At 58.4% G+C, this 15588-nt stretch carries 15 protein-coding genes; 12 read left to right on the top strand and 3 right to left on the bottom strand.

From position 1 onward, the window contains the following. Nucleotides 1-22: 22 nt before the first annotated feature. The 3 genes from ACB042_RS19975 to ACB042_RS19965 all read left to right on the top strand — a co-directional run bounded on the left by ACB042_RS19975 (nucleotide 23) and on the right by ACB042_RS19965 (nucleotide 3051). On the top strand, nucleotides 23-619 hold the full coding sequence (locus ACB042_RS19975) for a hypothetical protein (RefSeq protein WP_104015937.1): 597 nt from the start codon (nucleotides 23-25) through the stop codon (nucleotides 617-619). Between the two features lie 686 nt (nucleotides 620-1305). Next, entirely contained in the window at nucleotides 1306-1785 is a 480-nt protein-coding gene (locus ACB042_RS19970; RefSeq protein ID WP_144716060.1) for an N-acetyltransferase, read from the top strand. Between the two features lie 267 nt (nucleotides 1786-2052). Then, complete coding sequence (locus ACB042_RS19965; RefSeq protein ID WP_058057085.1) at nucleotides 2053-3051, top strand: sensor domain-containing diguanylate cyclase; 999 nt, start codon at nucleotides 2053-2055, stop codon at nucleotides 3049-3051. A gap of 84 nt (nucleotides 3052-3135) precedes the next feature. Here ACB042_RS19965 and ACB042_RS19960 read toward each other — a convergent pair whose 3' ends face one another. Continuing rightward, entirely contained in the window at nucleotides 3136-3762 is a 627-nt protein-coding gene (locus tag ACB042_RS19960; protein ID WP_371178985.1) for a porin family protein, read from the bottom strand. A 1276-nt stretch (nucleotides 3763-5038) separates the two neighbouring features. Here ACB042_RS19960 and ACB042_RS19955 point away from each other — a divergent pair. Then, nucleotides 5039-5803, top strand: a complete 765-nt coding sequence (locus ACB042_RS19955) for a helix-turn-helix transcriptional regulator (RefSeq protein WP_005336490.1) — start codon at nucleotides 5039-5041, stop codon at nucleotides 5801-5803. 40 nt (nucleotides 5804-5843) lie between these two features. Here the strand turns inward: ACB042_RS19955 and ACB042_RS19950 are convergent, their stop codons facing one another. Continuing rightward, nucleotides 5844-6608: a UTRA domain-containing protein gene (locus ACB042_RS19950; protein WP_371178990.1), complete on the bottom strand. Its 765-nt coding sequence runs from the start codon at nucleotides 6606-6608 to the stop codon at nucleotides 5844-5846. Nucleotides 6609-6872: 264 nt separating this feature from the next. On the opposite strand from ACB042_RS19950, the gene ACB042_RS19945 reads away from it, so the two are divergent. The 6 genes from ACB042_RS19945 to ACB042_RS19920 are packed head-to-tail and all read left to right on the top strand — an operon-like array spanning nucleotide 6873 to nucleotide 12152. Then, complete coding sequence (locus ACB042_RS19945; RefSeq protein ID WP_005355254.1) at nucleotides 6873-7934, top strand: ABC transporter substrate-binding protein; 1062 nt, start codon at nucleotides 6873-6875, stop codon at nucleotides 7932-7934. 9 nt (nucleotides 7935-7943) lie between these two features. Further along, a complete protein-coding gene (locus tag ACB042_RS19940; RefSeq protein ID WP_136501658.1) occupies nucleotides 7944-8777 on the top strand; it encodes an alkaline phosphatase family protein in 834 nt (277 codons plus the stop codon). Then, complete coding sequence (locus tag ACB042_RS19935; RefSeq protein WP_323931057.1) at nucleotides 8777-9676, top strand: ABC transporter permease subunit; 900 nt, start codon at nucleotides 8777-8779, stop codon at nucleotides 9674-9676. Before ACB042_RS19940 ends, ACB042_RS19935 begins: the two co-directional genes overlap by 1 nt. Further along, the gene (locus ACB042_RS19930) at nucleotides 9669-10445 is read left to right on the top strand and encodes an ABC transporter permease (RefSeq protein ID WP_005355251.1); all 777 of its coding nucleotides are present in this window, start codon (nucleotides 9669-9671) and stop codon (nucleotides 10443-10445) included. Before ACB042_RS19935 ends, ACB042_RS19930 begins: the two co-directional genes overlap by 8 nt. A 6-nt stretch (nucleotides 10446-10451) precedes the next feature. Next, nucleotides 10452-11459, top strand: coding sequence for an ABC transporter ATP-binding protein (locus ACB042_RS19925; RefSeq protein WP_323931058.1), 1008 nt, complete (start codon nucleotides 10452-10454; stop codon nucleotides 11457-11459). Nucleotides 11460-11498: 39 nt separating this feature from the next. Beyond that, on the top strand, nucleotides 11499-12152 hold the full coding sequence (locus tag ACB042_RS19920) for an HAD family hydrolase (RefSeq protein WP_338773401.1): 654 nt from the start codon (nucleotides 11499-11501) through the stop codon (nucleotides 12150-12152). Between the two features lie 115 nt (nucleotides 12153-12267). Here the strand turns inward: ACB042_RS19920 and ACB042_RS19915 are convergent, their stop codons facing one another. Then, nucleotides 12268-13902 (bottom strand): sensor domain-containing diguanylate cyclase, encoded by a 1635-nt coding sequence (locus ACB042_RS19915; RefSeq protein ID WP_247823616.1) that lies wholly within the window; start codon nucleotides 13900-13902, stop codon nucleotides 12268-12270. An 83-nt stretch (nucleotides 13903-13985) separates the two neighbouring features. Between ACB042_RS19915 and ACB042_RS19910 the strand changes: the two genes are divergently transcribed. Continuing rightward, nucleotides 13986-14426 carry a DUF2214 family protein gene (locus ACB042_RS19910; protein WP_075115790.1) on the top strand — a complete coding sequence of 147 codons (441 nt, stop codon included), beginning with the start codon at nucleotides 13986-13988 and terminating at the stop codon, nucleotides 14424-14426. Between the two features lie 137 nt (nucleotides 14427-14563). Beyond that, on the top strand, nucleotides 14564-15463 hold the full coding sequence (locus ACB042_RS19905; protein WP_042053438.1) for a DMT family transporter: 900 nt from the start codon (nucleotides 14564-14566) through the stop codon (nucleotides 15461-15463). Nucleotides 15464-15588 lie beyond the last annotated feature (125 nt).

The raw sequence follows: 15588 nt of genomic DNA, 5'->3' as shown, positions 1-15588 counted from the left end.
ACATAGTGTTGGAGGAGTATATATGAAGGGAAATGTTCTGGACATGCTTTCCGAGGTAGGTGAGTTTACCTTGGATTATTTTTTAAAGGAGGGTGTTCTCAAGGATTTTCCTCTTGTCGGCTCTGTGCTTAAAATGCTTCAAGCAGGAAATGACATATCTAATCTTATCTTTGCGAAAAAGCTACAAGCATTTATCAGCAAATTAAATGAGCATGGCATCACAGCTGTTGACGAAAAAGTTTTAGATAAAGAAAAGCTGAGTGAACTTGGATGTGAACTGATCTTCATCATTGATAATGCTCAGAACGTTAATAGGGCCGAATGGCTTGCTCAAGCGGTGATTGGCTTGAGTGAGAAGCGATATGATGTAGATACATTTCAGCGCCTGATAAATGTAATACAAAGATATAGCCCACCTCTTTCTAAATGTATGGGGTCATATTATGCTGATACCCCGATGGGATTTGATGAGGACTATCAATATGAGCTTTCAAATTTAGGGTTACTAAAACACAACCCTATATATATAACGCAATATCATTTGACAAACTTAGGTCAGGCTATGTGGTATGTCCTAGAGCAATCTGGTGAAATAGAAAGATTATTAAATAATAAATGACAGTAAAAGTATCCATCTCATATGTTGGGCTTCGAAGGCTCAGCACACAACCTACGGATTGTGTAGGTTGTGGCTGAGCGTAGTGAAGCCCAACGTCTACCGCGTGCTCTCTTTTTTCCTTCCCCTCATCCCCGACCCTTCTCCCGCAAGGGGAGAAGGGAGATTGGGCTTCTTTTGATATATTTCACACCACTGGTTTATCGGGCATGTGTAGGTTCGATTAGCGAAGCGTAATCGGACGATCGCGTAATTGGGTAATCGGGTATGTTGGGCTTCGCAGGCTCAGCACCAACCTACCGATTGTGTAGGTTGGTGCTGAGCGTAGTGAAGCCCAACGTTTACCGCGAAATCTCTTTTTCCTTTCCCTCATCCCCAGACCTTCTCATCCTTTTCTAATAAATGGGAGAAGGGAGCAATGCCGTTACCGCAGTCCGATTACGCTTCGCTAATCGAACCTACACGGCTGACGATCATATTACCGGTGCCGCTTTATCCCCTCTCCCTCTGGGAGAGGGTTAGGGTGAGGGGCGCAGGTTGGCACAATGCCAATTTTGCCCGCTTCGTGAAATCCGGTAGGGTGCAATGAACGAAGTGAATTGCACCGCTGCTATTTATCTGCCAAAAGGTGTAATGCGCTGCGCTTATTACACCCTACATCCAACCCACACACGACAGGATGTCATTGATTGCGACTTGAATTTAACACTATCGATCTGGATCGAGATTACGAGCTCTGTGTGCAGGCACGCAGGGATGCCTATTTTTGCAGCTTTCATACCCATGATGGCTTTGCCGACTTTATCGACGGCTATAGGGAGCGGATACGCGCAAGGCTGGGGCAAGCGCAATGGCACTACATTCATGTCTGGGCGGGTGAACAACGGGTGGGCCAGCTGGAGTTTCGCAGCTTTTCCGATGAACCCGAGACCGGCTATGTGCAGCTGATTTATCTGTTCCCCGAATATCGCGGCTGCGGGCTGGCCGCGCAGTTGCAGGCCTATATCCGCCAGCAGTTGCTGGGAGCGGGTTGTAAATGGGCGATGCTCTCCGTGAGTCGCACCAATGTGCGGGCCTTGAATCATTACCGGCGCTTTGGCTGGGTATTTCTGCGCCCCAATCCGAAACATCGGGAGACTGATTTTTATCGGCTGACTCTGGCCGAGTGACCTCTGTGGGGGCCTCTGGGTATCCCCTCATTTATTCCCATCACCCAAATGACTGAATCGTGAGTTAAATCCGGTAAATGGGGCGCGCTTGAGCCACACTTATGACCACCCTGATTCAGCCTGCGCCGTGAGTGGCCGATAACCGGGAAAACGGTGGTACGGTGGGGTTCTGGCTGACAGATCTGTTGCAATATGCCAAGGTAGCGCCTCACGACAACAGCGCGATTCCCCGTGGTGGCGCGGGGCGGAAGAACAAGGATAACTGCTATGGTGCAGGACAGTGACACGATCAGGATCTCGGATGTCAGCGAGGCCGTGGTGCATGGCATTCTGGAGGTGACCAGCGATGGCATCTGGGATTGGCATGCCAATACCGGTTTTGTCTATCGCAACCCGGGCTGGTACCGGATGCTGGGTTACGAGCCTCACTCCCTCGGCAATACCGTCTTCACCTGGGAGAACGTGATCCACCCCGACGATCTGGCGGCTGTGATGGCGAAGTTCGATCTCTGCCTGAGCGGCAGCGCCCATGAGTATCGCGCCGAGTACCGTTGCCGCTGCCGGGATGGCAGTTACCTCTGGATTGAGGATTGCGGCCGCATCATTGAGCGCAATCCCGACGGGTCTGTGGCGCGGATGATCGGCGCCCATCGCGATATCCACGCCAGCAAGTTGTTGCTGGAGCAGCTGGAGCGGCGCAATCAGTCGCTGGAGCAGCAGGTCGCCGAGCGTACCGCCGAGCTGGTGCGGCTCAACGAGGCGCTGCAACAGAAAGCCGAGGAGAACCGTCTGCTGGCAGAGACCGATGCCCTGACCGGTGCCGCCAGCCGCTATCGGTTGGAGCGGGCATTGCAGCTGGAGTGCGAGCGGGCGCGACGCTTCCATCAGCCGTTTACGGTGATCGCCATGGATGTGGACAACTTCAAGCAGATCAACGACAGCTATGGCCACAACGCCGGGGATCAGACCCTGATCAACATAGTGGCGCTGGTGCGCCGTCATATCCGCGAGATCGATCTGCTGGCCCGCTGGGGTGGTGACGAGTTTATGGTGTTGTTGCCCAACACCGGCCGCGAGGATGCGCTGGTGGTGGCGAGCAAGTTTCAGGCATTGATGGCGAGCGAGCCCATCTGTCCCCATGCGCCCGCTACCATGAGCTTCGGGCTGGCGGAGTATCAGCAGGATGAGCAGAAAGAGAGCCTGATGGTGCGCGCCGATCGGGCGCTCTATCAGGCCAAGCAGCTGGGTAAAGACCAGATCTGCTAACGCGGGGTACGGAAAAAGAGCAGTAAAAAGGGCCGCAGGTTTGAAACCTGCGGCCCTTTTGCATTGTTACTGACGCGGCGCGACTTAGAAGTGGTAGCGCAGACCCAGCTTGAAGGTATCCAGAGAGTAGTGCTCGTCACCCAGGCTCAGGGCGTCGAACTGGCGCTCGTAACCGATACCGGCAGAGAAGTGGTCGTTGAAGGCGTAGTCCAGACCTACTTCCAGATTGGGGTGTACCTTGCTCTTGGTTGCGCTCTTGCTTCCCTGACCGCTGAAACCGAGGAGAGTGGCGTTGCCGACAACTTCCACTTCGGTGCGGGTGTAGGCGATACCCGGTTTGGCATAGGCGCTGAAGCCCCAGGCCAGCGGCTGGCTCAGCTTGGCGGCCAGGCTGATGCTGCGGGTTTCGATGGTGGTGTCGGCAAAGCCGCTTGCAACCGGGGAGGTCACCCAAATCAGCTGATCCATCTGTTGGGCGTGCAAGCCACCTTCAACCGCCAGCCAGGGTTTGAAGCTGTAACCCACGATCAGGCTGCCGCCGTCGAGCTGGTCGTCGATCACTTTGGCGTCATAGGCGTCTTTGGCTGCACCATCGAGATCCATCTTGGAGGTGGTCAGATCCAGACCTGCATACCAGCCTTCGGCATGGGCGCCGCCATTCATGGCCAGAGCAAGCAGGGAGAAAGCGGCAATTTTATTAAACTTGTTCATGGATAAATAACCTTGTGTTGCGTGAACTGCGTGTGATTTATATTGCTCAATCCATGAAGCTTTTTATATTTCCGTCATTGCTCTGCTTTCACAGAGGGGCCGCAGTATAGTCAGCACATTTCTGAATAACAAGAGAGTGATTTCCCCATCATTCTAAATATGACTGGCTGCAAGCAGGGGCATTTTGTTTAATAAATGGTGTTATTAGAGCTTTAGCTTTATTGAGGATTAAATAATTAACTGGTGAGGCAAATAACAGGCTGAGAGTTCAGTTTTGATTCTATGTGATTGATTTGTATCGGCATTAAGTTTTCATTCGAGCGTAGCCGTGATGAGCTGTCTAAAAATTGGCATCTCAGATGTCACTCACAGGCGCTAGGTTCTTTTCGATGATTTTTTGAACGCTTCACAAGGTGAAACCATGAGAAAAAAATCTATCTTTTTGCCTGTTTTTTGCTCTTTTTGAGGTTTGGGATTGTTCCCAGTGCGATTTTTGGTGGTCTTTTGAGGCTGTTTGTGCGAAGGCGATGTTACCCATCAGATACGCGAATGGGCTCTTGTGAGTGGCTTTTCCTTTCTCCCGGCAGCACTCGTTGGGGTGGGCATGGGGTGTGATAAGCAGATATGGAATGTGCGGTCTGATTAATTCTTCTTTCTTATATATACAAGCCATTTAAAAGATAGGTTATTGGCGTTTTAAATAACTTGATTATATTCGTTCGTATATTTTATGAAGCTTTCCAAGCAGGCCATTTAAATATATTTAATGGCAATGAGACGGTATTGATGGCCGTTTAGGATATCTTGCCAGAACGGTCGTGGTGACTGGCGCATCAGTGGGCGGCGGGTGGCCGGTGACACTTCCCCTTGCCGGGGCCCTTGACCTGACCTGCGAATTCAGGGAAAAGAAAAGGGCGGTGCTATCAGCGCCGCCCAATGCCAGGAAAGAGAAAAAACCTTACGGTTTAAAAGATAAAAATTTGGAAGCAAACAATCGATTTCTCAACCAGGAAGGGTCTTGAATTCGATACGTTTCGATTATGCGCGATGTTCTATGCAGCACTAGCAAAATGTTTGCGGGTTGAAAGATATGCACTGTCTGGTGTCAGATTTTGCGACCTCACCGTTCAACTGGTCTGTCCTGATGGGCGTTATAGGCGATTTTTTCTCTAGGCTGTTTTTTCGGTGTCAATATCTGAGCCTTGAAGGTAAAAACAGGTCAGAAGCTGACTCGGCATAACCATGCAATGAAAGTGCGATAACAAGGAAGAGTGGCATGACCTACAGCCAGACCCTGGCCAACAATATTCTCGACACCCTGAAGAAGACCCTGACCGACAAGGGGATCCGCTATCAGACGCTGGCGGAGGCGATGGGTGTCTCCATCGCGACCGTGAAACGGATGATGAACAAGCCCTCGCTGCCGTTCGATACTCTGCTGGAGATCTGCCATCTGGTGGGGCTCTCGTTCGAGGAGTTGCTGGATCGCACTCAGGACGCCCAGAGCCGCCGCGCCGTCTTTACCCAGGAGCAGGACGAGGCGTTTCACAACGAGCCGGGGCTCTACGCCTTTCTCGCCAATATCTTCTGGCGCGACAAGACGCTGATCGATCTCAAGCGGGAGTACGGCCTGACCGATGCCTCCTGCTACCTCTATCTGCGCAAGCTGGAGAAGCTTGGCATTTTGCAGCTTGGTATCGACAACAGTTACCACTTCCTGATCAGCGAGCGGATCAGCTTCGAGCAGCACAGCCGTTTCGCCCGCCAGCAGGCGCGGCAGGCAATGTCGGTGCTGGGGGAGTATCTGGTGGAGAACATGCACAAGTCGAACAACTATATGGCGCTCTGTCAGCTGCACCTCAACGAGGGGGAGGCGATGGCGCTGATCGACCGGATGAAGGAGTACTGGCATCAGGAGATCAAGCTCAACCGCCCCGCCATCGGCCAGCAGGAGCACGCCAAGACCTACACCATGTCGCTGCAACTGGCCGACTGCGGCTACCAGAGCTTCGACGACATGATCCCCAATATCGACAACTGATCCCGGCGGATCCTGCGGGATCCGCTCTGTTGGCTGGAGTCTAATCGGCGACCCGGGTTTGTTGCTGCTTGCCTGCGAGCGGCTGCAATGCTCGCGTATCCAGACAAATGCGGATGGCATCCGGCCGCCAGTGCTCGATATCGCAATCCACCAGACCGCCTCGCTCGTCGTAGTTGACCCGCACCAGCCGTAGCACGGCGCTCCCCTCCGCCAGATTGAGGGCGCGGGCGATGGCGCCGCGCGCCGCCGAGGGGGTGATCTCGAGACTCGCCCCACCCTGGCCTATGCCATAGCGCTGCTGATAGAGCTCGGTTAGGGAGCTGGCCAGCGGTGCGCTGGCGATATCGGGAAAGCGACTCGCCAGCAGGTGGTGGCTGACATGAAGCACCGGGCGACCGTCGATCAGCCGCTGGCGGCGGATTTCATAAAGTGGGGTGAAGGGTTCCAGCCCCATCCAGCGACACAGTTCGCTGCTGGCAAGCTCGCTGCCGTGGGCCAGCACCCGGGTTTCGGCGGTGCGTTGCTGCTCGCCGATCCACTGGTGAAAGTGGGTGTGGATGGCGGGATCGTAGGTGAGGCGGGGTGGCGCCACAAACCAGCCGCGCCGCTCGGCACGGTAGATAAGGCCGTCTGCTTCGAGGCTGGAGAGCGCCTCCTTGATGGTGATGCGGGTGGTGGCGAAGCGCTCGCTCAGTGCCCGTTCGGCGGGCAGCTGCTGCCCGGCCCCCAATTGGCCGCTGCCGATATAGCGGCGCAGGGTCTGGCAAATCTGTTCGCACTTGGAGGAGACGCGGCCATCGGCCATGCTCTGTTCGTTCACTCTCTGCTCACTCAATCTCGGCTCGGTCACACTCTTGTCCCTGTTGCTTATTCAGAAGGCGGGTGGCTGGCCAATCCCTTACTGGAATAGTCCAGCCTCACTCGGGTTCAGAGTTGTAACCGCTGTGGATGACAGCGCCATGACAGGGTGATTGTCATCAAACTGCCATTAAAGCGCCCCGCCACCGTCACAATTCCCCTCTAGCATCCCTCTCGAACCTTAACTGACCTAGTCCAGAGGGATGGGATGATGAAAAGCGTGATCGCAAGTGCACTGGCCATGGTGGCCATCAGCCAACCGTTGTTTGCCACAAATAGCTATGCAGCCGAAAATATCGCGGATCTCGAAAAGGCCGCCCGTGGCGAAGGCCAGCTCCACAGCATCGGCATGCCCGACAGCTGGGCCAACTGGAAGGATACCTGGCAGCAGCTGGGCAGCATCTACGGCATCAAGCATCAGGATACCGACATGAGCTCGGCGCAGGAGATCGCCAAGTTCGCCGCCGAGAAGGCCAATGCCACCGCCGATATCGGTGACGTGGGCGGCGCCTTCGGTCCGGTTGCGGTCAAGCAGGGTGTTACCCAGCCCTACAAACCCTCCACCTGGGCTGATATTCCCAACTGGGCCAAGGACGCCGACGGTCACTGGATGCTGGCCTATACCGGCACCATCGCCTTCCTGATCAACAAGGATTTGGTCAAGGCCGCTCCCACCAGCTGGCAGTCCCTGCTGGGTGGCGACTACAAGGTGACCCTGGGTGATGTGGGCGTTGCCTCCCAGGCCAACAACGGCGTGCTGGCGGCGGCCTATGCCACCGGTGGCAGCGAGAAGAATCTGAAACCTGCACTGGAGCTGTTCGGTCAGCTGGCCAAGCAGGGTCGTCTCTCCCTGAACGATCCGACCATCGCCAATATCGAGAAGGGCGAGGTGGAAGTGGGTGTGCTGTGGGACTTCAACGCCCTCAACTACCGCGACCAGATCGACCCCAAGAAGTTTGATGTGGTGATCCCGAGCGACGGTTCAGTCATCGCCGGTTACACCACCATCATCAACAAGTGGGCCAAGAACCCCAACGCCGCCAAACTGGCCCGTGAATACATCCTCTCCGATGCCGGTCAAATCAACCTGGCCCGTGGCTACGCCCGCCCGATCCGCAGCAACGTGACCCTGCCGGATGATGTGAAGGCCAAGCTGCTGCCGGCCGAGCAGTACGCCAATGCCAAGCCGGTGCAGGATCACGCCGCCTGGGAGCAGAGCTCCAAAGCCCTGCCGCGCCAGTGGCAAGAAACCGTCATGATCAACATGCAGTAAGGGAACCCAGTGCAACACAAGGTGATAGTGGTACTTGTGGATGGTCTGGCAGCAGAGGTAGCCCACACCATGGGCTACCTCGGTGGCATGGTGGAGGCGGGGCGGGGCCTGCATACGACCCTGAATGCTGCCCTGCCGTCTCTCTCCCGGCCTCTCTACGAGTGCATCCTGACCGGCGTGCCGCCGGTGGTGAGCGGCATCACCCACAACGGGGTGAGTCGCCTCAGTCTGCATGACTCCATCTTCCATCTGGCCCGCGCCGCGGGTAAACGCACAGCAGCGGCGGCCTACCATTGGGTGAGCGAACTCTACAACCGCAGCCCATGGCTGGCGGCCCGCGATCGCTTTACTCACGACGAGCTGCTGCCGATCCAGCACGGTTGCTTCTACTGGGATGACAACTATCCCGACAGCCATCTGCTGATGGATGGGGAATGGCTGCGCAGCCAGTACGATCCCGATTTTCTGCTGATCCACCCGATGGGGGTGGACGATGCGGGCCACAAGTTTGGCCTCGATTCCCGCCAGTACCGCAATCAGGCGCGCCGGATGGACAGCCTGCTGGCCGATCTGCTGCCCCAGTGGCTGGCGGAGGGGTATCAGGTGGTGATCACCTCGGATCACGGCATGAACAACGACCTGAGCCACGGCGGCACCCTGCCCGAAGAGCGCACCGTGCCGCTCTGGCTGTTTGGCGATGCCTTTATCGAGCGCTGGCCGGATGGGGTAGTGATCGCCCAGACCCAGCTCTGCGCCCTGATGGCCGATCTGCTGGGCATCCCCCACGACAAGCCGGCAGCGCCACCGCTGCTCAAGGCCGCCTTTATGCGCGAGGTGCACTGATGATGCCTGCAACCACCGAGATCCTCGTGGATCAACCCGTGGCCACCAAGCAAAAGGTGCGCCGCCACTGGCTGCCCGCGCTGGTGCTGCTGCCGTTTATCCTCTTGATGATCCTGTTCCAGCTCGCTCCCATGGTGTGGGTGCTGGTGGGCAGTTTCCAGACCCCGGATGGCTGGGGCCTCGACTACTACCGGGAGATTTTGAGCTCCCCCTTCTACCTGCAATCGTTCGGCAACTCGTTGCGCATTGCCGGTATCGCCAGTCTGGCGGGGCTTGCTATCGGCACCCTCGGGGCAGCCGCGCTGCGCCACAGCGGCGAGCGGGTCAAGCGGGTACTGTTGGCCTTTGTCACCATGACCGGCAACTTCAGCGGGGTGCCGCTGGCATTCGCCTTCATCATCATCCTCGGCATCAATGGTGCAGTGACCCTGCTGCTGAAATCCTGGGGATTGATCGACGGCTTCAACCTCTACTCGGGCAGCGGCCTTATCCTCATCTACACCTACTTCCAGATCCCGCTCGCCCTGCTGCTGCTCTATCCGGCCTTCGATGCGCTGCAGGATGAGTGGCCGCAAGCGGCCGCGCTGCTCGGCGCGAGCAAGCGCCAATATGTGTGGCACGTGGCACTGCCGGTGCTGACGCCTGCGCTGCTCGGCACCCTGATCATCCTGTTTGCCAACGCGGTGGGGGCTTATGCCTCCGCCTACGCCCTTACCACCGGCAACTTCAATCTGGTGACCATCCGGGTGGCCAGTCTGGTCTCCGGCGATATCTTCCTCGAACCCAATATGGCGGCAGCGCTGGCGGTGATCCTTATGGTGCTGCTGGGGGTGGTGACGGCCGCCAACCAGTGGCTGCTGAAAAAGAGCTATGTGAACAAGGGGCAATCCCATGCATGATTTGACGCCGCGCTGGCCCAAGTGGGTGCTGGGTGGGCTGGTCGCCACCCTGCTGCTGCCGCTGCTGGCCACTTTCCTCTATTCGATCTCCACCCGCTGGGGGGCGACCCTGCTGCCGGATGGCTTCACCCTCGACTGGTATCTCAAGCTGTGGGGCGACCCGCGCTTTCTGGCGGCGTTTGGCCGCAGCCTCCTGGTCTGCTTCGCCACCCTGCTGCTGGGGACCCTGGTGCTGGTGCCGACCGTGCTGGTGGTGGCCTACTACTTCCCCAAGCTGGATCCCTGGATGAACCTGCTGATCCTGCTCCCCTTCGCGGTGCCGCCAGTGGTCTCCTCAGTCGGGCTGCTGCAGATCTATGCCGACGGCGTGCTGCCCATTATCGGCACGCCGTGGATCCTGATCGGCACCTGGTTCACCGTGGTGCTCCCCTTTATGTACCGGGCGCTGGCCAACAGCCTGCAAGGGGTACCGCTCAGGGATTTGATGGATGCCGCCCATCTGCTGGGGGCCAGTAGTCGACGCGCCTTTCTGCTGGTGGTGATCCCCTGCCTGCGCAAGGGGCTGCTGGCGGCGCTGTTTCTTTCTCTCTCCTTCCTGCTCGGCGAGTTCGTGTTTGCCAACATGCTGGTGGGCACCCGTTACGAGACCCTGCAGGTCTACCTCTACAACATGCGCGCCACTTCTGGCCACTTCACCAGTGCGCTGGTGATGAGTTACTTCCTGCTGACCCTGCTGCTCACCTGGGCGGCCAACAGATTTCATCGGTGATCCAAGATGTTTCATTTAGAAGTCAATCAGTTGCACAAATCCTACGGCGATACGCCGGTGTTCGAGGGGATCGAATTCGGCATTCGCAAGGGGGAGCTGGTGACCCTGCTCGGCCCCTCCGGCTGCGGCAAGTCCACCTTGCTGAGGGCGCTGGCCGGGCTCACTCCGGTGGATGGCGGTCAGGTGCGGGTGGCCGGTGAAGATATCACCTGGCAGGAACCCCAGAAGCGGGGCATCGGCATGGTGTTCCAGAGCTATGCGCTGTTCCCCAACATGACGGTGTGGGACAACGTCGCCTTCGGCCTCAAGATGAAACCCCAGCCGGGGCGGGAGCTGGCGGCCAGCGTGCAGGAGGCATTGGCGCTGGTGGAGCTGACCGGTTTCGAGCGCCGCTATCCGGCCGAGCTCTCCGGCGGTCAGCGCCAGCGGGTGGCACTGGCCCGGGCTTTGGTGGTGCAGCCGCGGATCCTGCTGCTGGACGAGCCGCTCTCGGCGCTGGATGCCCGCATCCGCCGCAGCCTGCGCCAGCAGATCCGCGAGATCCAGCAGCGCCTTGAGCTCACCACCATCTTCGTGACCCACGATCAGGAGGAGGCGCTCACCATGTCGGATCGGATCTTCCTGATGAACAAGGGATCCATCGTCCAGAGTGGCACGCCGGAGGAGATCTATACCCGTCCCGCCAGCGAGTTTGTGGCGGGTTTTATCGGCAACTACAACCTGCTTGGCGCCGAGCAGGGCAAGTCGCTGTTTGGCCCCCGTTTTCAGGGCAAGCTGGCGCTGCGGCCTGAGTCCATTACCCTGCTGCCCGCAGGGGCGGCCAGCAGCGAGCCCAGCCTGCCCGGCATCATTCGCCAGCAACAGCTGCTCGGCAACGTCATCCGCTATCAGGTGGAGTGCGAGGCGGGGCTGTTGACGGTGGATTGCCTCAACCGTTCGGCTGGCGATCTGCTGGCACCCGGCAGTGCCGTGACCCTGGCGGTGGCCCGGGATCAACTCTGTGAGGTAGCATGACGCCTCGTTTCATTTTCGTTGTTACCGCAAGGAGCTCTCATGGCACTGGCATTGTTTGATCTGGACGAGACCCTGATTGCCGGGGATTCCGCCAGCCTCTGGCTGGAGTACATGGTGGCCGAGGAGCTGGCCCCCGCCAGCATGATTGCGGAGGAGCAGGCCATGATGTCCCTCTACCATCAGGGCAAGATGGATATGCACCAGTACATGGCCTTCACCCTGCAACCGCTGGCGGGCAAGACGCGCCAGTGGCTCGACTCGCTCTCTACCCGCTTTGCCGAGCAGGTGCTGCGCGAGCGCCTCTACCCCGAGGGGTTGGCGCGTATCGAATGGCATCGGGAGCGGGGCGACGACCTGGTGCTTATCTCCGCCTCCGGCGAGCATCTGGTGGCCCCCATGGCGAAGATGCTGGGGATGGATCACTGCGTCGCCATTCTGCTCGATGAGGAGGAGGGGATGCTGACCGGCCAGACCCGCGGCACCCTCAGCTTTCGCGAAGGCAAGGTGGCCCGCATCAACCAGCTCTTTGCCGGCAGAGAGCATCTCTGGCAGGGGAGCTTTGGCTACAGCGACTCCCACAATGATCTGCCCATGCTGCGGGCGGTGAGCCATCCCCATGCGGTCAATCCTGCCCCCGCGCTGCGCCAGCAGGCCGGGGAGCTGGGCTGGCCGGTGTGGGAGTGGCAGCGCTGAGTCGCGCGCCACACTGGCTTAACGTGCGGCAAGAAGCACGATAAACAAAGAGAGAGGCTGGAGCCTCTCTCTTTGTTTTTGCTGACGGCGTTGTGGTTGAGGCTGGCCGCTGGGGCTACCCCTCGTTGGTTTGTTGCCGAGGCTCGCCAAAGGCGGGAATATCCTCCTCGGCACTCTGGTGAGGGGTGTGGCGCAGCGGGAAGCAGATACGGTTTTTCCCCTCCCGCTTGGCCTGATAGACCCCCTTGTCGGCCAGCTCCACCAGCTCTTTGGCCGAGAGCCCGGAGCGGCTGAAGGCCACCCCGCCACTGATGGTGATAGTGAGATCGGGTTCGCGCCACTCCAGCTGCTCCACCCCGAGCCGGAACGCTTCCAGCAGGGAGGGGAGCATCGGCTGCTCTTCGCCGTAACGGAAGATCAGCACCAGCTCCTCGCCGCCATAGCGGCAAAACCAGCCCCACTCGTGGAACAGATTCATGCCCAGCTTGCTCACCCGCTTGAGCACCACATCCCCCGCCTGATGGCCGTGGGTATCGTTGACCCGCTTGAAATCATCCAGATCGAACATCACCACCCCGAAGGGAGCGCCACTGTTGAGCTGCTTCTGCAGGCACTCGTCGAAGAAGCGACGATTGTAGAGCCCGGTGAGCTTGTCCTGATGGGCTTGCAGGCGGATCTGGGCAAAGTCCTGGCTGGCGGCATCCATCTCTTCATAGACCTTGGCCAGCTCCAGCATACGGCGGCCGTTGTAGGCGATACCGCCGGAGCGGCTGGCGCGGATCAGCAGGGTGATCTCCCCCAGCATCCGGCGGAAGTAGCGGGACCAGAGCAGGGCCAGCAGCAGATAGAGAATGCAGGCGACGGCAATCATCAACTGCACGTTGATGGAGACGCTGTCGATCACCTGCTGCATGCTGGCAGTCGGCTCGACGCTGAGCAGGATCCAGCGCTGCTCGGGGATGCGGTAGTAGGAGACCATCAGGCCGCTGGCATCATCGAGGAAAAAGCCCTGCGGCAGTTGCATCCGGGCCAGCCAGTCGGGGTGAGCGAGGGGTTTGAATACCCGTTCGCGATCCGGATGGGCCAGCACCAGCCCGTCATGGTTGAGCAGGATCTGATAGCCATTGCCCAGATGGTGACTCTGATCATGCCGACTGTTTAGCCAGTTGGCGAGGGGGGTGAGCTGGGTATCCAGCGAGAGTACGCCAACCCTCTTGCCGTCAGGATCTTCAATTACTCGGGCCAGCGCCATGGTGAGGGTGCCCAAGGTGTAGTCGTAATAAGGATCGGTCCAGACAATCTGTCCGGGATGGCTGGATGCCAGCAGATACCAGGGGCGGGTTCTGGGATCGAACTTCTCGTCGGCCTGCCAGGAGGGGTGGATCAGCATCTTGCGATGCTCGGTGCCCACGTAGACGTAATCGAGCTCCATCACCTTGTGATAGGCCTGCCACTGTTGCAGGTAGCGCTCGCCGTTAAGGATCTCCGGGCCGCTGAAATCCCGATAATTTACCTGCTGATAAATGAGCGTAAACTGGCGTTTGAGGGTCGCCAGATAGGGTTCGATCAGGGTATGGAAATACTGGGTGTTGCGAGCAATCAGGTTCTGTTGCTGCTCGTGGCGCAGGGTGCGCTCCATATGCAGGTAGTAGATGCTGCCGAGCAGCAACACAGGGATAAAGAGCAAGAGGAGGCCCAGCCGCATGCGGGTGATCAAAGACCAAGTGTTCTTGGGCTTGGCGGGGGACATGAACAGATCCTTTTCGTCTCGGGTGGCACCAGCATATATGATGCTGTGCGGCTCGTCTAAAGGCAGAAAATGAGATGTTTCCGATGCTGAACCACACTCTGCTCTCAATGATTCATTATGGCAGCATAGCGGTGCTAATCCTTGCCCTCTGTGTCGAGTATCTGATCTTTCGGCGCGGCCTGAACATGCTGCGAGTGCGCCGCCTGCTGCTGGCAGATGGGGTGGCTGCGCTGGCGCTCTTCTCCATCTTTGCCACCGGGTGTCTGCTGGCCCTCGAACATGCCAGCTCGGTGGCAGAGATCTTTGCCCATCCTGCCCACAGCCTCAAGATGGGGCTGTTTCTGCTGATTGTCGGCTCCCTCGTTTATCCCAGCCGCCTCTTCTATCGCTGGCGTCGCGCCCTGCGTCTGGGCAAGGCGCCGATGATCTCCATTCAGCAGCACTTCCGGGTGGTGTGGATCCTGCGGGGCAATTTGCTCCTGATTGCCCTGTTGGCCGTGTTCACCAAGCCTTCGCTGCTGTAACACTCGCGGAGCTCAAAAGCAGTGCGATGCAGCGCGTTGAGAGCAAGAGCGAAGACAAAGAGTGGAGACAAGAGGATAGGGAGGCGGGTATCTTGGATCGGATAACCCGTCACGCGCCGATTTAAGGAAGAATCGCCATGCGCTCCAATCTGATGTTGCTGATGGCTGCCACCATCTGGGGTATGGGCTTTGTCGCCCAGCGCCTCGGGATGGATCACATGGGGCCCTATACTTTCAATGGCCTGCGCTTTCTGCTCGGCGCCCTCTCCCTGTTGCCGCTGCTCTGGTGGCTCAAATCCCGACAACCTGTTGCCGTCGCGGGCGACCATCGCCAACTGCTGATCGGTGGTGTGCTGGCCGGGCTGGTGCTGTTCTGTGCCGCATCCCTGCAGCAGGTGGGACTGCTCTACACCACGGCCGCCAAGGCCGGTTTCATCACCGGGCTCTACATCATTCTGGTGCCGGTACTGGGGCTGCTGCTGCGCCACAAGAGCGGGCTCAATACCTGGATCGGCGCCATCATCGCGCTGGCCGGTCTTTATGTACTGAGCGTTACCGACGAGTTCACCATCGGCTTTGGCGATCTGCTGCAGGTGGTCGGCGCCCTCTTCTGGGCCGTTCACCTGCTGCTGGTGGATCACTACTCCAACCGGGTTGCTCCCATCAAGCTCGCCGGAGTGCAGTTCGTGGTCTGCGGCCTGCTCAGCCTCGCCACCGCCTTTGTTATCGAAACCCCGACGTTAAGCGGCGCCGTGGCCGGTTGGCAGGCGCTGCTCTATGCCGGGCTGGTGTCGGTCGGGGTGGGTTATACCCTGCAGGTGGTAGGGCAGCGGGGTGCTCATCCGGCCCACGCCGCCATCATCCTCAGTCTGGAGACCGTCTTTGCCGCCGTGGGTGGCGTATTGTTGCTGGATGAAACGCTGGACGAGCGCGCCATCGCCGGTTGTGCCCTGATGCTGGCGGGAATGCTCATCTCCCAGATCCGGCTGCGCTGGTGGTGGAAGTCGCGCCGCGACAAGGTGCCTGCGACCAAGTAAACAGCAGCCCGCCGCTGTCTAGTCCTGAAATAGGTTTACACATTTTCAACTAGCATTTCTCTACTCAGAACCCCCTATGTACCGCATCGGGGGTTCTGTATTTCAACGCATGATGCGGCCGCTCC

Origin of the sequence: Aeromonas sp. S13(2024) (assembly GCF_041402405.1) — a bacterium.
Classification (GTDB): Bacteria; Pseudomonadota; Gammaproteobacteria; order Enterobacterales; family Aeromonadaceae; genus Aeromonas; species Aeromonas veronii.
The sequence above is the reverse complement of the archived record's forward strand: the minus strand, read 5'-3'. Positions and strand labels throughout refer to the sequence as shown.